The following is a 19,065-nucleotide window of genomic DNA, read 5'->3' as shown; positions in this document are numbered from 1 at the left end:
ACGCCGAGTGACGCACGTCCCACGGTGCGGAACAACGGCTGACCCGGCGCGGCGCACCGGCAGAATGGGGAGCATGCCGATACCCGGGACCCCCAGCCGCGCCGAACTCGTCGACCACCTCGTACGGACCCGTATCGCGGGCGACGTCGCCACGCCCCGTGAGAACAACCTCTCCCACTACCGCAAGCTCGCGAACGGCGACCGCAACTACTGGCTCGGCCTGGAACTCGGGGACCGCTGGACCGACGAGCAGGACGTCCTCGCGGTCATGGCGGAGCGCTGCGGCGTCCACGACGACCCCGAGTACCGCTACGGCCAGGACACCATCGACCCGGAACTGACGGTCGACGCCCTGGAACGCCTCGCGGCCCGTCTGCGCAAGGCCGCCGACGGCGAACAGCGGGTCCTGTTCGCCACCGGTCACCCCGGCGGACTCCTCGACGTCCACCGCGCCACCGCCGCCGCGCTGCGTGCCGCCGGCTGCGAGATCGTCGTCGTCCCGGACGGGCTGCAGACGGAGGAGGGGTACGTCATGCAGTTCGCCGACGTGGCCGTCCTGGAGCACGGCGCCACCCTCTGGCACACACACTCCGGCGAGCCGATGCGTGAGATCCTGAAGGGTCTGGAGCGCGAGGGCCGCCCCCTGCCCGACCTGGTGGTCGCCGACCACGGCTGGGCGGGCTGCGCGGGCCAACTCGGCGTCGACTCGGTCGGCTACGCGGACTGCAACGACCCGGCCCTCTTCCTCGCCGAGGCCGAAGGCACCGTCCAGGTGACGGTGCCGCTGGACGACCATGTCGTCAGCCCCCGCCACTACGACCCGCTGACGGCCTACCTGCTCGGCGCGGCGGGACTGACGAACGGCGACTGACCCGCCCGGGGATGCGACCCCGCACGGTCCCTCGGAACGGTCACCGCGGGACGCGGACCACTCCCTCCTGGATCACCGATATCGCCATCCGGCCGTCCTGGGTGTAGATGCGGGCCTGGCCCAGACCGCGGCCGCCGTTCGCCGACGGGGACTCCTGGTCGTACAGGAGCCACTCGTCGGCCCGGAACGGGCGGTGGAACCACATCGCGTGGTCCAGCGAGGCCCCGACGACGTCACCGACGGCCCAGCCGCCGCGCCCGTGCGCGAGCAGGACGGAGTCGAGGAGCGTCATGTCGGAGACGTAGGTGGCGAGCACGACGTGCAGCAGGGGGTCGTCGTCGAGTTTGCCGTTGGTGCGGAACCACACCTGGGAGTGCGGTTCGCGCGGCTCGCCGAACTTCCCGTACGGCGGTTCGTCGACGTAGCGCAGGTCGACCGCCTCACGCGCCTCCAGGAACCGCTCCACCACGTCGGACGGGAGGTGGCCGTAGCCGCGCATCCGCTCCTGCGAAGTGGGCAGCGTCTCCGGGTCGGGCGCGGGGGGCATCGGAGCCTGGTGGTCGAGACCTTCCTCGTGGGTCTGGAACGACGCCGAGAGGTGGAAGATCGGCTGCCCGTGCTGGACGGCGACGACCCGGCGCGTGGTGAAGGAGCGGCCGTCGCGGATGCGGTCCACGGTGTAGACGATGGGTGCGCCGGGGTCGCCGGGGCGCAGGAAGTACGCGTGCAGCGAGTGGGCGTGCCGGTCCTCGGGGACCGTCCGCCCCGCGGCGACCAGCGCCTGGGCCGCCACCTGCCCGCCGAAGACCCGCGGGACGACGGCGGACCGGGACTGGCCGCGGAAGATGTCCTGCTCGATCCGCTCCAGGTCGAGCAGATCGAGCAGGGACTGAAGTGCCTGACTCATGGGGTCAGTTGTACCGTGCAGTAATTTCGCGGGCCTTACAGGCCCATGTCCTTCGCGATGATCGACTTCATGATCTCGCTGGTGCCGCCGTAGATGCGGTTGACGCGGTTGTCGGCGTACAGACGGGCGATCGGGTACTCGTTCATGTAGCCGTAGCCGCCGTGCAGCTGGAGGCAGCGGTCGATGACCCGGTGCGCGACCTCGGTGCAGAAGAGCTTGGCGCTCGCGGCCTCGGCCGCGGTCAGCTCGCCCGCGTCCAGTGCCTCCAGGGCGCGGTCGGCGACCGCCTCGGCGGCGTCCACCTCGGCCTGGCAGGCGGCCAGCTCGAACTTGGTGTTCTGGAAGTGGGCGACCTGCTTGCCGAAGACGGTGCGCTCCTGCACGTACTGCTTGGCGAACCGGACGGCGGCCTTGGCCTGCGCGTAGGCGCCGAAGGCGATGCCCCAGCGCTCGGAGGGCAGGTTGGCGCCGAGGTAGTAGAAGCCCTTGTTCTCCTCGCCGAGCAGGTCCTCGACCGGCACCTTCACATCGACGAACGCCAGCTCGGCGGTGTCGGAGGTCTTCAGGCCCAGCTTGTCGAGCTTGCGGCCGACGGAGTAGCCCTCGGACTTGGTGTCCACGGCGAGCAGGGTGATGCCGTAGCGGCGGTCCTCGGCGGTCGGCGGGGAGGTGCGGGCGCAGACGATGACCTTGTCGGCGTGGACGCCGCCGGTGATGAAGGTCTTGGCGCCGTTGAGGACGTAGTGCGTGCCGTCCTCGGAGAGCTTGGCGGTGGTCTTCATGCCCGCGAGGTCGGAGCCGGTGCCCGGCTCGGTCATCGCGATGGCCCACATCTCCTCGCCGGAGACGAACTTCGGGAGGTAACGCTTCTTCTGCTCGTCGGTGGCGAGCATCTTGATGTAGGGCAGGGCGAGCAGCACATGCACGCCCGAGCCGCCGAAGCTGACGCCCGCGCGGGCCGTCTCCTCGTACTGGATCGCCTCGAACTTGTGCGTCTCCAGGCCGGCGCCGCCGAACTCCTCCGGCACGTTGATGCCGAACAGACCGAGCTCGGCGATCTTGTAGTAGAACTCGCGCGGCGCCTGGCCGGCGGCGAACCACTCGTCGTGGACCGGTACGACCTCGGCCTCGATGAAGGCGCGCAGGGTCTCCCGGAACGCCTCGTGATCCTCGTTGAACACCGTACGGCGCACGCGCCACCTCCACCTGTGCTCTGTCTAAGCGCTTGCTCACCCACCGTACCGGTGGGTACGAACACCCGTCCAGGGGAGTGGGCCCGTAACGCTCGTCACGCTTGCGGAGCAGCCGCCTCAGTCCGCCTCGGCCGCCGCGAACGCCCCCCGGGCCATCCGGTGCAGCAGCTCAGCAGTCACCCCGCGACCCGGCAGTGAACCAGGGCGGCCGAGATGCGGCGTCGAGTTCAGCAGGCCGAACACCGAGTGCACGGCCGAGCGGGCGGTCGGCTCGGCGAGCTCCGGATACACCTCGCGGACGACCTCCACCCACAGCTCGACGTACTGCCGCTGCAGCTGCCGTACGAGCTTGCGGTCGCTGTCCCGGAGGCGGTCCAGCTCCCGGTCGTGCAGGGTGATCAGGGGACGGTCGTCGAGCGCGAAGTCGATGTGCCCCTCGATCAGCGAGTCGAGGACCGCCTCGGGGTTCCGCCCCACGACTCCCCCGTCGGCCTCGGCGACCCGCCGCCTGGCTCCGGTCAGCAGCTGCCCGCTGATCCCCACGAGCAGCTCGGCGAGCATCGCGTCCTTGCCCGCGAAGTGCCGGTAGAGACCGGGTCCGCTGATGCCGACCGCGGCTCCTATCTCGTCCACGCCGACGCCGTGGAAGCCGCGCTCGGCGAACAGCCGCGCCGCCTCCTTCAGGATCTGCTCGCGGCGGGTGGGGGCGTCGGTTCTCGTGGCCATGAAATCAATTCTAGACAGGGAGGTTAGCGCTCGTTAACCTGAAGGAAATGCGTTAACGCTCATTAACAAGGTGAGGGGACCGCAGGATGCTGGAGGCACCGGAGCTGACGAGCGCGGCAGACCCCGCGTCGGAGGCCTGGCGGGCCAACGAGGAGGCGCATCGCGCGCTGGGCGAGGATCTGCGGGCCAAGCTGGCCGCGGCCCGGCTCGGCGGCGGTGAGAAGGCCCGCGCTCGTCACACCGCGCGCGGCAAGCTGCTGCCGCGCGACCGCGTGGACACCCTGCTCGACGCGGGGTCGCCCTTCCTGGAGCTGGCACCCCTCGCCGCCGACGGGATGTACGACGGGCAGGCGCCGGCCGCCGGGGTGATCGCGGGGATCGGGCGGGTCAGCGGCCGCGAGTGCGTGATCGTCGCGAATGACGCCACGGTCAAGGGCGGCACGTACTACCCGATGACGGTGAAGAAGCATCTGCGGGCCCAGGAGGTGGCGCTCGAGAACCGCCTGCCCTGCGTCTACCTCGTCGACTCCGGGGGTGCCTTCCTGCCCCTGCAGGACGAGGTCTTCCCCGACCGCGAGCACTTCGGGCGGATCTTCTACAACCAGGCGAGGATGTCCGGGGCCGGCATCCCCCAGATCGCGGCCGTCCTCGGCTCCTGCACGGCGGGCGGGGCGTACGTGCCGGCGATGAGCGACGAAGCCGTGATCGTGCGCGACCAGGGCACGATCTTCCTGGGCGGTCCGCCCCTGGTGAAGGCGGCCACCGGCGAGGTGGTGACCGCCGAGGAGCTGGGCGGCGGCGAGGTCCACGCGCGCGTGTCGGGCGTGACGGACCACCTGGCGGAGGACGACGCGCATGCACTGCGGATCGTCCGGACCATCGTCTCCACGCTCCCCGCGCGCGGCCCGCTGCCCTGGGAGGCCGTCCCGTCGGTGGAGCCGAAGGTGGATCCGTACGGCTTGTACGGGGCGGTGCCGGTCGACTCCCGCACCCCCTATGACGTCCGTGAGGTCATCGCGCGCGTGGTGGACGGATCACGCTTCGCCGAGTTCAAGGCGGAGTTCGGGCAGACCCTCGTCACCGGCTTCGCCCGTATCCACGGCCACCCGGTCGGGATCGTCGCCAACAACGGCATCCTGTTCTCCGAATCCGCCCAGAAGGGCGCCCACTTCATCGAGCTGTGCGACCAGCGCGGCATCCCGCTGGTGTTCCTGCAGAACATCTCGGGCTTCATGGTCGGGCGCGACTACGAGGCCGGCGGGATCGCGAAGCACGGCGCCAAGATGGTCACTGCGGTCGCCTGCACGCGCGTACCGAAGCTCACGGTCGTCATCGGCGGCTCGTTCGGCGCGGGCAACTACTCGATGTGCGGCCGGGCGTATTCGCCGCGCTTCCTGTGGATGTGGCCCAACGCCAAGATCTCGGTGATGGGCGGCGAACAGGCCGCGTCGGTCCTCGCCACCGTCAAGCGCGACCAGTTGGAGGCGCGCGGGGAGTCCTGGCCCCTGGAGGACGAGGAGGCCTTCAAGGCCCCGATCCGCGCACAGTACGAGCACCAGGGGAACGCCTACTACGCGACGGCACGCCTGTGGGACGACGGCGTGATCGACCCGCTGGAGACCCGGCAGGTGCTGGGCCTGGCGCTGACGGCGTGCGCCAACGCCCCGCTGGGCGAGCCCGGCTTCGGCGTCTTCCGGATGTGAGGGGGATCCATGTTTGACACGGTGCTTGTGGCCAACCGCGGCGAGATCGCGGTCCGGGTCGTCCGCACGCTGCGGTCGCTGGGCGTGCGCTCGGTGGCCGTCTTCTCCGACGCGGACGCCGACGCCCGGCACGTCCGGGAGGCCGACACGGCGGTACGGATCGGACCGGCGCCCGCGGCCGAGAGCTATCTGTCGGTGGAGCGGATCCTTCAGGCGGCGGCACGGACCGGCGCTCAGGCCGTGCACCCGGGGTACGGATTCCTGGCCGAGAACGCCGCGTTCGCGCAGGCGTGCGCGGAGGCGGGGCTGGCCTTCATCGGGCCCTCCGCGGAGGCGATCTCGCTCATGGGAGACAAGATCCGGGCCAAGGAGACGGTGCGGGCGGCCGGGGTCCCGGTCGTGCCGGGATCGAGCGGAAGCGGGCTGACGGACGCGCAGCTTGCCGACGCCGCCCGCGAGATCGGTATGCCGGTGCTGCTGAAGCCGAGCGCGGGCGGCGGCGGCAAGGGCATGCGGCTGGTGCGGGAGCCGGAGCGGCTGGCCGACGAGATCGCCGCCGCCCGGCGCGAGGCCCGCGCCTCCTTCGGCGACGACACGCTCCTCGTCGAGCGCTGGATCGACCGCCCCCGTCACATCGAGATCCAGGTCCTGGCGGACGCCCACGGGAACGTGGTGCACCTGGGCGAGCGCGAGTGCTCCCTCCAGCGCCGCCACCAGAAGATCATCGAGGAGGCGCCGAGCGTGCTCCTCGACGAGGACACGCGCGCGGCGATGGGCGAGGCGGCGGTCCAGGCGGCCCGCTCGTGCGGGTACCGGGGGGCGGGCACGGTGGAGTTCATCGTGCCGGGCGGCGACCCTTCGTCGTACTACTTCATGGAGATGAACACCCGCCTCCAGGTGGAACACCCGGTCACCGAGATGGTCACGGGCCTCGACCTGGTGGAGTGGCAGCTGCGGGTGGCGGCGGGCGAGCCCCTGTCCTTCGGGCAGAAGGACGTCACGCTCACCGGGCACGCGGTCGAGGCCCGCATCTGCGCCGAGACCGTTTCCATCAAGGAGGGGGCCCGTGGCTTCCTCCCGTCCGGCGGCACGGTGCTGTCGCTGCACGAGCCGCAGGGCGACGGGGTGCGCACCGACTCGGGCCTGACCGAGGGCACCGAGGTCGGCAGCCTCTACGACCCGATGCTGTCGAAGGTCATCGCCTACGGCCCCGACCGCGCGACCGCGCTGCGGAAGCTTCGGGCGGCCCTGGCGCGGACCGTCATCCTGGGCGTGCAGACCAACACCGGTTTCCTGCGCCGACTGCTGGACCATCCGGCGGTCGTGGCGGGCGAGTTGGACACCGGGCTGGTGGAGCGCGAGATGGACGGCCTCGTACCGGCGGACGTGCCCGAGGAGGTGTACGAGGCCGCGGCCGCCGTGCGTCTCGACGCGCTGCAACCGCGCGGGACGGGCTGGACCGACCCGTTCTCCGTGCCGAGCGGCTGGCGGCTCGGGGGCGAGCCAAAGCCGCCGGCTTTCCCGCTGCGAGTGTCCGAACCGGTGGAGTACGCCCCCAGGGGGACCCACACGGTCACCGACGACTCGGTGTCCGTCGTGTTGGACGGCGTCCGCCACACCTTCCACCGCGCCGCCGACTGGCTCGGCCGCGACGGCGACGCCTGGCACGTGCGTGACCACGACCCGGTCGCCGCCTCGCTCACCGGAGCCGCCCGCTCCGGCACCGATTCGCTGACCGCGCCCATGCCCGGCACGGTGACCGTCGTGAAGGTGGCCGTCGGGGACGAGGTGACCGCCGGGCAGAGCCTGCTGGTGGTCGAGGCGATGAAGATGGAGCACGTCATCTCCGCCCCGCACGCCGGGACGGTCGCCGAACTCGACGTCTCCCCCGGCACGACGGTCGCCATGGACCAGGTGATGGCCGTGATCGCACCGCACGAGGAAGCCCACGTGGACACGGAGGCGGAGCAATGACCGCTCGGGGACTGCCTATGGTCGTACCGTCCGAGGACCTGCCCCCGCGGGTCAGGATCCACGAGGTCGGCGCGCGGGACGGGCTGCAGAACGAGCAGCGCACCGTGCCGACGGAGGTGAAGGCGGAGTTCATCCGCCGCCTCGCCGACGCGGGCCTGACCACCATCGAGGCCACCAGCTTCGTCCATCCCAAGTGGGTGCCCCAACTCGCGGACGCGGAGCAGTTGTTCCCGCTCGTCGCCGATCTGCCGGTGACGCTCCCGGTCCTCGTGCCGAACGAACGCGGCCTGGACCGCGCCCTCGCGCTGGGCGCACGCCGGATCGCCGTCTTCGCCAGCGCCACCGAGTCCTTCGCGACGGCCAACCTCAACCGCACGGTGGACGAGGCCCTGGCGATGTTCGACCCGGTGGTCCGGCGCGCGAAGGACCGGAAGGTGCACGTCCGCGGCTATCTGTCGATGTGCTTCGGCGACCCCTGGGAGGGCCCGGTTCCCATGCACCAGGTCGTCCGCGTCAGCAAGGCGCTCATGGACATGGGCTGCGACGAGCTGAGCCTGGGCGACACGATCGGCGTGGCGACACCGGGCCACGTCCAGGACCTCCTGTCCGAGCTGAACGAGGAGGGTGTGCCGACGAGCGCGATCGGTGTGCACTTCCACGACACCTACGGACAGGCGCTCGTCAACACCCTGGCCGCGCTCCAGCACGGAGTGACGACCGTCGACGCCTCCGCGGGCGGCCTCGGCGGCTGCCCCTTCGCGAAGTCCGCCACGGGAAACCTCGCCACCGAGGACCTCGTGTGGATGCTCCAGGGCCTCGGTATCGACACCGGGGTCGACCTCGGCCGGCTCACCGCCACAAGCGTGTGGATGGCCGCACACCTGGACCGGCCCAGCCCGTCCCGCACCGTCCGAGCCCTCTCCCACAAGGAGTGAACCCCATGGACCACCACCTCTCTCCCGAGCTGGAGGAACTCCGGCGCACGGTCGAGGAGTTCGCTCACGACGTCGTGGCACCCAAGATCGGCGACTTCTACGAGCGCCACGAGTTCCCGTACGAGATCGTCCGCGAGATGGGCCGCATGGGCCTGTTCGGGCTGCCGTTCCCGGAGGAGTACGGCGGTATGGGCGGTGACTACCTGGCCCTGGGGATCGCCCTGGAGGAGCTCGCCCGGGTGGACTCCTCGGTGGCCATCACCCTGGAAGCGGGTGTCTCCCTGGGCGCCATGCCGGTCTACCGCTTCGGCACGGAGGCCCAGAAGCAGGAGTGGCTCCCGCGCCTGTGCTCCGGCGAGACACTGGGCGCCTTCGGCCTCACGGAACCGGACGGCGGCTCGGACGCGGGCGCGACACGCACCACGGCCCGGCTGGACACCACGACGGACGAGTGGGTGATCAACGGCACGAAGTGCTTCATCACCAACTCGGGCACGGACATCACGGGCCTGGTGACGGTCACGGCGGTCACGGGCCGCACGGAGGACGGCCGCCCGCAGATCTCCTCGATCATCGTCCCGTCCGGCACGCCCGGCTTCACGGTGGCGGCCCCCTACTCCAAGGTCGGCTGGAACGCGTCGGACACCCGCGAACTGTCCTTCGCGGACGTCCGCGTGCCGGCCGCGAACCTGCTCGGCGAGGAGGGCCGCGGCTACGCCCAGTTCCTCCGCATCCTCGACGAGGGCAGGATCGCCATCTCGGCGCTGGCGACGGGTCTGGCGCAGGGCTGTGTGGACGAGTCGGTGAAGTACGCGAAGGAACGGCACGCGTTCGGCCGCAGCATCGGCGCGTACCAGGCGATCCAGTTCAAGATCGCGGACATGGAGATGAAGGCCCACACCGCCCGCCTGGCCTGGCGCGACGCCGCGTCCCGCCTGGTCTCCGGCGAACCCTTCAAGAAGGAGGCGGCCCTGGCGAAGCTCTACTCGTCCACGGTCGCCGTCGACAACGCCCGCGACGCCACACAGATCCACGGCGGCTACGGCTTCATGAACGAGTACCCGGTGGCCCGTATGTGGCGCGACTCCAAGATCCTGGAGATCGGCGAGGGCACGAGCGAGGTCCAGCGGATGCTGATCGCTCGGGAGCTGGGGCTGGCGGGCTGAGCCACCCAGAACCGAATGCTCACTACTCTGGGAACATGGACTACGCGACGATGCGCGCGATCGCCGAGGACCTCACGGCGTACGCAGAGCACCTGGAGGGGGCCTGGAACGTCGAGATCGGACCGTCCGGCCCCTTCCTCGCGATGATCAGCCCTTCGAAGCGACCCGAGGGCACGGTCCGCTGCGTCCGCAGCCAGCTCAACGCACAGCTTCCAGCTACCCGGCCGGGGTATATGTGCGAAATCGGGCCCGCGATCGAGCACGCCGCGATCGGCCGTATGAGGCGTCCGGACGCCGCGCCTGGCCTCTCGGCCCAAGGACGTCCGTCGCACCGAGCACTCGGTCGAGCGCGACAAGTGGGTGCGGGGATCGCCACCCCGCGACAGCCAGGCCGATGACGGCGGCCCCGCCCGTCGCATGTGGCCCGCCGGAGTGCCGGGCACCTGCGCCCAAGGGGAGTTCAGCGCCGCGCTGCCCACCGGCGGCGGAGGGCGCAAGCCGTCACCCGGCGTCATCCGTGCGGGCATCATCCCTTCCGCACTGCCAGGGGCCGAGTGTCTTACGGGCACCACGCCCGACTCCGTAGCGTCGCCCCACCCTCTGGACAAGTAGTGAGGTTAGGCTAACCTACCTTCGAACTCGCCCGGCGGATGCTCCGCCCCGTTCGAAAGCAGCCACACTCATGTCCAACGCCCGTGCCACCCGTCTCACCCGCCGCGGCATCCTCGCCGCCGGCGGCGCCCTCGGCCTCGGTGCCGTACTCGCGGCCTGCGGCGACGACAACGGCAAAAGCACCGGCTCGGACGGCGGGACAGCCGCGGCCAAGTCCGGCCCCTGGTCCTTCAAGGACGACCGCGGGCAGACCGCGAAGGCGGACAAGACCCCGTCGGGCATCGTCGCGTTCGTGGGCGTGGCCGCCGCGCTGCACGACTACGGCATCGACGTGAAGGGCGTCTTCGGGCCGACGAAGACCAAGGACGGCAAGGCCGACGTCCAGGCCGGCGACCTCGACATCAGCAAGGTCACGATCCTGGGCAACGAGTGGGGCCAGTTCAACATCGAGAAGTACGCGGCCCTCGCTCCCGATCTGCTCGTCACCACGATGTTCGACGACGCCGGAACCCTGTGGTATGTCCCGGAGGAGTCCAAGAAGAAGATCCTCGCCGTCGGCGCCCCGACCGTCGGGATCTCCGTCTACGACCGCCAGATGACCGAGCCGCTGCAGCGCATGCTGGAGCTCGCGAAGTCGCTCGGCGCGGACACCGCCTCCACGGAGATCAGCCAGGCGAAGAAGCGGTTCGAGGACGCGGCGGCCCGGCTGCGCGCGGCCGCCAAGGCCAAGCCCGACATCAAGGTGCTGGCGGGTTCCGCGAGCCAGGACATCTTCTACGTCTCCGGCTCGAACCTCTCCGTCGACCTGGAGTACTTCAAGGCACTCGGCGTGAACTTCGTCGAGCCGTCCGCCTCCGCGCTCAAGGCCAGCGGCGGCTGGTTCGAGAACCTGAGCTGGGAGAACGTGGACAAGTACAAGGCCGACGTCATCATGATGGACAACCGCACCTCGGCCATCCAGCCCACCGACATCACCGAGGCGACCTGGAAGAAGCTCCCTGCCGTCAAGGCGGACCAGGTCATCGCCCGCAACCCCGAGCCCATCCTGTCGTACGACAAGTGCGCCCCGCTGCTCGAGGACCTCGCCAAGGCGATCGAGACGGCGAAGAAGGTCAGCTGACCCGCCACCTTCCTGAATCCCAGGAGCTCTGCCCCTCAGGAGCCCATATGACGACGGCCGTAGCCGCCCCGTTCCGTTTCTTCTCCCTCCAGGTCGTACGGACGAGGCGGCTCGGTCCGTCTCTGGTCCGTATCACCTTCGCGGGAGAAGACCTGCGCGCGTTCCACTCCGACGGACGCGACCAGAGCCTGTCCCTCTTCCTGCCGCACCCCGGCCAGAGCGAGCCCGCCGTACCGATCGAACTCGGCGACCAGTGGTGGCAGGGCTGGCGCGAACTCCCCGACGACGTACGGGCGGTGATGCGCTCGTACACGCTCCGGGACCTGCGGCGCGATCCCGACGAGATCGACATCGACTTCGTGCTGCACGGCGTGGAGCCGGGTGCCGCCGTCCCGGCCGGGCCGGCCTCGCTCTGGGCCTCCCGCGCCACCCCCGGAGACCGGGTCGTCCTCCTCGGTCCGGCCGTCGCGGACAACCGCGCGATCCGCTTCCGTCCGCCCGAGCACACCGACTTGGTGGTGATCTGGGCCGACGAGACCGCCGTGCCCGCCGCCTCCGCGATCCTCGAATCGCTGCCCCCGGGCACCCGTGTCCGCGCCTGGCTGGAGTCCGGGCACTCCGGTGACATCCAGGACCTGGTGACCGAGGCCGACGCCGAGATCACCTGGCTCGTGCGCGGCGAGGTCCCCCACCACCCCAAGGGCGCGGGAGGTGCCCCCGTCCCCGTAGCCCTCGCCGCGCTTCAGGATGCCGAACTCCCTGCGGCGCAGGCCCCGTACATCTGGATCGCGGGTGAGTCCGGGCGCGTCAAGGAGCTGCGCCGGCACTTCGTCGGCGAGCGCGGGATCGACCGCCGCCGCGTCACCTTCGTCGGCTACTGGCGCCGCGGGCTCAGCGAGGAACAACTGCGCGCACAGGAGTGACGGCGGTCACGAGGGAGGGCGAAAGTGCGCGAGATCAAACTTAGGTTAGGCTAACCTAAGTTTGACGAGGCGACCCCGCCCTCTCCTGTCCCGCACGGACTGTCCCCACCGGGAGGCCCCCACATGCGCTCGCACCTGCTCAATGACCTGACCGCGGAGCACTACCGCCGCTCCGTGACCGAAGGAGTCGAGCGGGTGGCCGCCAAACTCGCCGCCACCGACCGTCCGTTCACCGGCGTCACGGTCGACGCTCTCGCGCCGCACATCGAGCGGATCGACCTGGACCGCCCGCTGCAAGACACCTCCGCGGTCCTGGACGAGCTGGAGGAGATCTACCTCCGCGACGCGATCTACTTCCACCACCCCCGCTACCTCGCCCATCTCAACTGCCCGGTCGTCATCCCGGCCGTCCTCGGCGAGGCCGTCCTGTCCGCCGTCAACTCCTCCCTCGACACCTGGGACCAGTCGGCCGGCGGCACCCTCATCGAGCGCAGGCTCATCGACTGGACCGCCGAGCGCATCGGCCTCGGCACCTGTGCCGACGGCGTGTTCACATCCGGCGGCAGCCAGTCCAACCTCCAGGCGCTGCTGCTCGCGCGCGAGGAGGCCAAGCCAGGGCGGGAAGCTGGGGACACGCTCGCCGAATTGCGCGTCTTCACCTCCGAGGCCAGCCACTTCAGCGTGAAGAAGTCGGCCAAACTGCTCGGCCTGAGCCCCGAGTCGGTGGTGTCCCTCCCCGTCGGCAACGACAAGCGCATGCAGACCGTCGCCCTCGCCCACGAGCTGGAGCGCTGCACCCGGGACGGCCTCGTTCCGATGGCCGTCGTCGCCACCGCCGGCACCACCGACTTCGGCTCCATCGACCCGCTGCCCGAGATCGCGGAGCTGTGCGCGCAGTTCGGCGTGTGGATGCACGTGGACGCCGCCTACGGCTGCGGACTGCTCGCCTCCCTCAGGCACCGGGACCGCCTCGCCGGCATCGAGCGCGCCGACTCGGTCACCGTCGACTACCACAAGTCCTTCTTCCAGCCGGTGAGTTCGTCCGCCGTACTGGTCCGGGACGCCTCCACCCTGCGCCATGCGACCTATCACGCGGAGTACCTCAACCCCCGGCGCATGGTCCAGGAACGCATCCCCAACCAGGTCGACAAGTCCCTCCAGACGACCCGCCGCTTCGACGCCCTCAAGCTGTGGCTGACCCTGCGCACGATGGGCGCCGACGGCATCGGACAGCTCTTCGACGAGGTCTGCGAACTGGCGCAGGACGGCTGGAAGCTGCTTGCCGCCGACCCGCGCTTCGACGTGGTGGTCCGGCCGGAGCTGTCCACCCTCGTCTTCCGCTACATCCCGGCGGCCGTCACCGATCCGGCCGAGATCGACCGCGCCAACCTGTACGCCCGAAAGGCCCTGTTCGCCTCCGGCGACGCCGTGGTCGCGGGCACCAAGGTCGCCGGCCGCCACTACCTGAAGTTCACCCTGCTCAACCCCGAGACGCAGGCGGACGACATCGCCGCCGTACTCGATCTGATCGCCGGCCACGCCGAGCAGTACCTGGGAGAGTCCCTTGACCTCGCTTCCTGAAGCCACCGACAAGACGTACGACTTCGTGGGGATCGGGCTCGGCCCCTTCAACCTCGGGCTGGCCTGCCTCACCGAGCCGATCACCGGGCTCGACGGCGTCTTCCTGGAGTCGAAGCCGAACTTCGAATGGCATGCGGGGATGTTCCTGGACGGCGCCCACCTCCAGACCCCGTTCATGTCGGACCTGGTCACCCTGGCCGATCCGACGTCCCCGTACTCCTTCCTCAACTATCTGAAGGAGCAGGGCAGGTTGTACTCGTTCTACATCCGCGAGAACTTCTACCCGCTGCGCGTCGAGTACGACGACTACTGCCGCTGGGCCGCCTCGAAACTGCACTGCGTCCGTTTCGGCACGACGGTCACGGAGGTGACGTACGAAGGGGAGCTGTACGTCGTCCGGACGCAGTCCGGGGACAGCTACCGGGCCCGCCATCTGGTCCTCGGCACGGGCACCCCGCCACACATCCCGGAACCCTGCCGCGGTGTCGGCGGCGACGTCATCCACAACTCCCGCTATCTGGACCACAAGCACCGGCTCCAGGCCAAGGAGTCGATCACCCTGGTCGGCAGTGGACAGTCCGCCGCCGAGATCTACTACGACCTGCTCGGCGAGATCGACGTCCACGGATACCAGCTGAACTGGGTCACCCGCTCCCCGCGCTTCTTCCCGCTGGAGTACACCAAACTCACCCTGGAGATGACCTCCCCCGAGTACGTCGACTACTTCCACGCGCTGCCCGAGCGGACCCGCTACCGCCTCACCGAGCAGCAGAAGGGCCTGTTCAAGGGAATCGACGGCGATCTGATCAACGAGATCTTCGACCTGCTCTACCAGAAGAACCTCAACGGCCCGGTCCCCACCCGCCTCCTCACCAACTCCGCGCTCACCGGCGCCCGGTACGAGGACGGTGCCTACACGCTCGCCTTCCGCCAGCAGGAGCAGGAGAAGGACTACGAGCTGCGTTCCCAGGCCCTCATCCTCGCCACCGGCTACAAGTACGTCGAGCCGGAGTTCCTGAAGCCCGTCCGCGACCGCCTGCGCTACGACGAACACGGCAACTTCGACGTGGCCCGCAACTACTCCGTCGACACCACGGGCCGGGGCGTCTTCCTGCAGAACGCCGGTGTCCACGCGCACAGCATCACCAGCCCCGACCTGGGCATGGGCCCGTACCGGAACTCGTACATCATCCGGGAGCTGCTCGGCACCGAGTACTACCCCCTCGAGAAGACCATCGCGTTCCAGGAGTTCGCCGTATGAGCACGACCGCCGGTGCCCTCGGCACCTTCACCTTCCGTCCCCTCGACCCGATCGAGGACGCCGAGCTCCTGCACGGCTGGGTCACCCACCCCAAGGCTGCCTTCTGGATGATGCAGGACGCCAGGCTGGAGGACGTCGAGCGCGCCTACATGGAGATCGCGGCCGACGAGCACCACCACGCGCTCCTCGGGCTGCACGACGGCGAGCCGGCCTTCCTGATGGAGAGGTACGACCCGGCCCACCGTGAGCTGGTCGGCCTGTACGAACCCGGGCCCGGTGATGTCGGCATGCACTTCCTGGTCGCGCCGGCCGAGACCCCTGTGCACGGATTCACCCGGGCCGTCATCACCGCCGTGATGCGGCACCTGTTCGACGACCCGGCGACCGAACGTGTCGTCGTCGAACCGGACGTCCGCAACACGGCCGTGCACGCCCTGAACGCCGCCGTCGGCTTCGTTCCCGAGCGTGAGATCCAGAACCCCGAGAAGACGGCGCTGCTCAGTTTCTGCACCCGTGAGCAGTTCGAGAGGGCGGTGGCGGCATGACCCTCGCCGACGCCGTCTCCCACCTCTCCCCCGAGCGCTGGGAGCGCGCCAACCGCCTCCTCGTCCGCAAGGCCCTGGCGGAGTTCGCCCACGAGCGCCTGATCACCCCCGAGCCGGAGGACGGCGGGGACGGCACGTACGTCGTCCGCAGCGACGACGGGCTCACCCGCTATCGGTTCTCCGCCGTCCTGCGCGGCCTCGACCACTGGCAGGTGGACCCCGACTCGATCAGCCGCCACCGCGACGAGGCCGAACTGCCGCTCGCCGCACTGGACTTCTTCATCGAGCTGAGGACGTCGCTCGGCCTGGGCGACGAGGTGCTCCCGGTCTATCTGGAGGAGATCTCCTCCACCCTCTCCGGCACCTGCTACAAGCTCACCAAGCCGAAGGTGACCTCCGCCGAGCTGGCGATGAGCGGGTTCCAGGACATCGAGACCGGGATGACGGAGGGCCACCCCTGCTTCGTCGCCAACAACGGGCGGCTCGGCTTCGGCGTCCACGAGTACCTGTCGTACGCGCCCGAGACCGCGAGCCCCGTCCGGCTGGTGTGGCTGGCCGCGCACCGCTCGCGGGCGGCGTTCACGGCGGGGGCCGGGATCGAGTACGAGTCCTTCGTACGTGATGAGCTGGGTGAGGCGACGGTCGAGCGGTTCCACCGGCGGCTGACCGACCTGGGCCTGGCGCCCGCCGACTACCTCCTCATACCCGTGCACCCCTGGCAGTGGTGGAACAAACTCACGGTCACCTTCGCCGCCGACGTCGCCCGACGGCACCTCGTCTGCCTCGGCGAGGGCGACGACGAGTACCTGGCCCAGCAGTCCATACGGACCTTCTTCAACAGGAGCAACCCCGGGAAGCACTATGTGAAAACGGCCCTGTCCGTCCTCAACATGGGCTTCATGCGCGGGCTCTCGGCCGCCTACATGGAGGCCACCCCGGCGATCAACGACTGGCTGGGCCGGCTCATCGAGAGCGACCCGGTGCTGAAGTCGACCGGCCTCACGATCATCCGCGAGTGCGCGGCCGTCGGCTACCGCCACCTGGAGTACGAGGCCGCCACCGACCGCTACTCCGCGTACCGCAAGATGCTCGCCGCCCTGTGGCGCGAGAGCCCGGTGGCCTCGCTCCAGGAGGGCGAGACCCTGGCGACCATGGCGTCGCTCGCCCATGTCGACCAGGACGGCGCGTCCTTCGCGGGAGCGCTGATCGAGCGGTCGGGGCTCGCGCCGACGCAGTGGCTGCGTCGCTATCTGCGGGCGTACCTCACGCCGCTGCTGCACAGCTTCTACGCCTACGACCTGGTCTTCATGCCGCACGGCGAGAACGTCATCCTCGTCCTGAGGGACGGCGTCGTGCAGCGCGCGGTCTTCAAGGACATCGCCGAGGAGATCGCGGTCATGGACCCGGACGCGGTGCTGCCGCCGCAGGTCGCGCGGATCCGCGTCGAGGTCCCGGAGGAGAAGAAGCTCCTGTCCATCTTCACGGACGTCTTCGACTGCTTCTTCCGGTTCGTCGCGGCGAACCTCGCCACCGAGGGGGTCTTGGAGGAAGAGGACTTCTGGCGGACGGTCGCCGAGGTGGTCCGCGAGTACCAGGACGCGAACCCCCACCTCGCCGAAAGGTTCCGGCAGTACGACATGTTCGCCCCGGAGTTCGCCCTGTCCTGCCTCAACCGGCTCCAGCTGCGCAACAACCGGCAGATGGTGGACCTGGCGGATCCGTCGGGTGCGCTCCAGCTGGCCGGGAACCTGAAGAACCCGATCGCGGGGCTGTAGCGCCGCGCGAAGACGGGCGGGCACCCCGGTGCACGGTCCACCGGGGTGCCCGTCGTGGTGCTCGGACTACCGCGTCGGCCAGGGCACCTGCGGCGACCGGTAGTACCTGATCCCCAGCGCCTCCCAGCGCGGCCCCTGCGCCGCGAGCCGCAGCCGGTAGGCGTTCCAGTCGTGCGTGGAGGCGGGCGACCAGCCCAACTCGGCCGCGCCCGGCAGCCGCGGGAAGGTCATGTAGTCGATGTCGGCGTCCGTGACGATCGTCTCGGACCACAGCGGTGCCTCGACGCCGGCGATCGCCGAGGCCGGCACGCCCGGAAGGTAGTTGCCCGGGTCCCAGTCGTAGGACCGCTTGACCTCCACCAGGCCCGCCCAGTCCTGACCGAGCGGTGTGTCCTCGGTGTACTTCATGTCGAGGTAGACCCGGTCGGCCGGGGACAGGATCAGCCCGGTGCCGTTCTGCGCGGCCCTGGCGACCTGGGCCTTCTCGTCGGCGCTGGTGTCGTCGAGCCCCCAGTACTGCGCGAGCGCGCCCTTGTCGGGGTGCGCGCCGGTGAGCTGGTGCCAGCCGATCACGGTCTTGCCGTACTCGGCGACGATCGGCTGCACCCGGTCCATGAACTTCACGTAGTCGTCGTGGCTGGTGGAGTGCGCCTCGTCGCCGCCGATGTGGAGGTAGCGGCCCGGTGTGATCGCGGCCAGCTCGCGGATGACGTCGTCCACGAAGTCGTACGTCACCTGCTTGGAGACGCACAGCGAGCTGAAGCCGACGTCGGTACCGGTGTAGAGCGGGGGTGCGACGCCGTTGCAGTTCAGCTGGGCGTACGAGGCGAGGGCGGCGTTGGTGTGGCCCGGCATGTCTATCTCCGGGACGACCTCCAGGTAGCGGGAGGCGGCGTAGCGGACGATCTCCTGGTACTGCGCCTTGGTGTAGTAACCGCCCTTGCCGCCGCCGACCTGGGTCGAGCCGCCGTAGGTCGCGAGGCGCGGCCAGGAGTCGATGGCGATGCGCCAGCCCTGGTCGTCGCTCAGATGCAGATGCAGGGTGTTGATCTTGTAGAGGGCCAACTCGTCGATGTACCGCTTGACCTGGGCGACGCTGAAGAAGTGGCGGGAGACGTCGAGCATGGCGCCGCGGTAGGCGTAGCGCGGGGAGTCCTTGATGGTGCCGCCCGCGACCGTCCACGGCCCGGGCTGCACGGTCTTCTTCTCGACGGCCGCCGGCAGGAGCTGGCGCAGGGTCTGGACACCGTGGAAGAGCCCGGCGGGCTTTCGGGCGGTGATCGTGACGCCTCGGGCGCCGCTGTCGAGGCGGTAGCCCTCGTCGCCGAACGGGCCGCTGTCCAGGCGGAGTCGGATACCGCCGGTGCCGCGCGTGGTGACCGGCAGGGGGTAGCCGGTCGAGGGCCGCAGGACGTCCGCGAGGTACTCGCCGACCTGACGGGCCGTGTGCGAGTCGTCCACAAGGATGTGCGTGCCACGGGTGATGCGGTACGGGGATCCGCCGGCGTCGGCGGAGGCGGGCGCCGGTATCACCCCGCTGAGGGGTGCCGCGGTGCCGTCGGCCGCGGCGGGTGCCGTACCGACCGCTGCGTAGAGTCCGGCAGCCGCCATGAGCAGCAGCGTACCGAGGAGGCAGGGTGTTCTGTGGTGCTGCCTCACATGCGCTCCCTTCCAGGAGGGTTCACGGGCTCGTCCGACCCGGAGCCGATGGGTATAGACCACTCTCTCGCACAGCCGGTGGAACGCTCCCCCCTCATCGCGTAAATCATCCAG

The 19,065-nt window shown here is 69.9% G+C and carries 16 protein-coding genes; 12 read left to right on the top strand and 4 right to left on the bottom strand.

The features are described 5' to 3' along the window. Positions 1 to 73 precede the first annotated feature (73 nt). On the top strand, positions 74 to 871 hold the full coding sequence (locus ACZ3TS_RS32345) for a phosphatase (RefSeq protein WP_467624941.1): 798 nt from the start codon (positions 74 to 76) through the stop codon (positions 869 to 871). A 40-nt stretch (positions 872 to 911) separates the two neighbouring features. On the opposite strand, the gene tesB is transcribed toward ACZ3TS_RS32345, so the two are convergent. The 3 genes from tesB to ACZ3TS_RS32330 all read right to left on the bottom strand — a co-directional run bounded on the left by tesB (position 912) and on the right by ACZ3TS_RS32330 (position 3,697). Further along, a complete protein-coding gene (gene tesB, locus ACZ3TS_RS32340) occupies positions 912 to 1,778 on the bottom strand; it encodes an acyl-CoA thioesterase II (RefSeq protein ID WP_467624940.1) in 867 nt (288 codons plus the stop codon). A gap of 35 nt (positions 1,779 to 1,813) precedes the next feature. Continuing rightward, positions 1,814 to 2,971, bottom strand: coding sequence for an acyl-CoA dehydrogenase family protein (locus ACZ3TS_RS32335; protein WP_467624938.1), 1,158 nt, complete (start codon positions 2,969 to 2,971; stop codon positions 1,814 to 1,816). A 117-nt stretch (positions 2,972 to 3,088) separates the two neighbouring features. After that, the gene (locus ACZ3TS_RS32330; protein WP_467624936.1) at positions 3,089 to 3,697 is read right to left on the bottom strand and encodes an SACE_7040 family transcriptional regulator; all 609 of its coding nucleotides are present in this window, start codon (positions 3,695 to 3,697) and stop codon (positions 3,089 to 3,091) included. Between the two features lie 86 nt (positions 3,698 to 3,783). Here ACZ3TS_RS32330 and ACZ3TS_RS32325 point away from each other — a divergent pair, with 86 nt between their 5' ends. From ACZ3TS_RS32325 to ACZ3TS_RS32275, 11 genes are all read left to right on the top strand, one after another. Continuing rightward, positions 3,784 to 5,400, top strand: coding sequence for a carboxyl transferase domain-containing protein (locus ACZ3TS_RS32325; RefSeq protein WP_467624934.1), 1,617 nt, complete (start codon positions 3,784 to 3,786; stop codon positions 5,398 to 5,400). Between the two features lie 9 nt (positions 5,401 to 5,409). Further along, on the top strand, positions 5,410 to 7,374 hold the full coding sequence (locus ACZ3TS_RS32320) for an acetyl/propionyl/methylcrotonyl-CoA carboxylase subunit alpha (RefSeq protein ID WP_467624931.1): 1,965 nt from the start codon (positions 5,410 to 5,412) through the stop codon (positions 7,372 to 7,374). Continuing rightward, positions 7,371 to 8,309 carry a hydroxymethylglutaryl-CoA lyase gene (locus tag ACZ3TS_RS32315; protein ID WP_467624929.1) on the top strand — a complete coding sequence of 313 codons (939 nt, stop codon included), beginning with the start codon at positions 7,371 to 7,373 and terminating at the stop codon, positions 8,307 to 8,309. The genes ACZ3TS_RS32320 and ACZ3TS_RS32315 overlap by 4 nt, the downstream gene beginning before the upstream one ends. Before the next feature lie 5 nt (positions 8,310 to 8,314). Then, a complete protein-coding gene (locus ACZ3TS_RS32310; RefSeq protein ID WP_467624927.1) occupies positions 8,315 to 9,475 on the top strand; it encodes an acyl-CoA dehydrogenase family protein in 1,161 nt (386 codons plus the stop codon). 35 nt (positions 9,476 to 9,510) lie between these two features. After that, on the top strand, positions 9,511 to 9,873 hold the full coding sequence (locus tag ACZ3TS_RS32305) for a hypothetical protein (RefSeq protein WP_467624926.1): 363 nt from the start codon (positions 9,511 to 9,513) through the stop codon (positions 9,871 to 9,873). Positions 9,874 to 10,157: 284 nt separating this feature from the next. Continuing rightward, positions 10,158 to 11,207 (top strand): ABC transporter substrate-binding protein, encoded by a 1,050-nt coding sequence (locus ACZ3TS_RS32300; protein ID WP_467624925.1) that lies wholly within the window; start codon positions 10,158 to 10,160, stop codon positions 11,205 to 11,207. A 47-nt stretch (positions 11,208 to 11,254) separates the two neighbouring features. Next, the gene (locus ACZ3TS_RS32295) at positions 11,255 to 12,130 is read left to right on the top strand and encodes a siderophore-interacting protein (protein WP_467624923.1); all 876 of its coding nucleotides are present in this window, start codon (positions 11,255 to 11,257) and stop codon (positions 12,128 to 12,130) included. Between the two features lie 123 nt (positions 12,131 to 12,253). Further along, positions 12,254 to 13,711: a lysine decarboxylase DesA gene (desA, locus tag ACZ3TS_RS32290; RefSeq protein ID WP_467624921.1), complete on the top strand. Its 1,458-nt coding sequence runs from the start codon at positions 12,254 to 12,256 to the stop codon at positions 13,709 to 13,711. After that, positions 13,695 to 14,972, top strand: a complete 1,278-nt coding sequence (locus tag ACZ3TS_RS32285) for a lysine N(6)-hydroxylase/L-ornithine N(5)-oxygenase family protein (RefSeq protein WP_467624920.1) — start codon at positions 13,695 to 13,697, stop codon at positions 14,970 to 14,972. Before desA ends, ACZ3TS_RS32285 begins: the two co-directional genes overlap by 17 nt. Next, on the top strand, positions 14,969 to 15,517 hold the full coding sequence (locus tag ACZ3TS_RS32280; protein ID WP_467624918.1) for a GNAT family N-acetyltransferase: 549 nt from the start codon (positions 14,969 to 14,971) through the stop codon (positions 15,515 to 15,517). Before ACZ3TS_RS32285 ends, ACZ3TS_RS32280 begins: the two co-directional genes overlap by 4 nt. Next, the gene (locus tag ACZ3TS_RS32275) at positions 15,514 to 17,292 is read left to right on the top strand and encodes an IucA/IucC family protein (protein WP_467624916.1); all 1,779 of its coding nucleotides are present in this window, start codon (positions 15,514 to 15,516) and stop codon (positions 17,290 to 17,292) included. Before ACZ3TS_RS32280 ends, ACZ3TS_RS32275 begins: the two co-directional genes overlap by 4 nt. A gap of 66 nt (positions 17,293 to 17,358) precedes the next feature. Here ACZ3TS_RS32275 and ACZ3TS_RS32270 read toward each other — a convergent pair whose 3' ends face one another. Further along, positions 17,359 to 18,951 carry a beta-N-acetylhexosaminidase gene (locus ACZ3TS_RS32270; RefSeq protein WP_467624973.1) on the bottom strand — a complete coding sequence of 531 codons (1,593 nt, stop codon included), beginning with the start codon at positions 18,949 to 18,951 and terminating at the stop codon, positions 17,359 to 17,361. Positions 18,952 to 19,065 lie beyond the last annotated feature (114 nt).

The organism is Streptomyces sp. NPDC022910, assembly GCF_055561075.1.
This window is presented reverse-complemented; position numbering and strand designations above follow the sequence as displayed.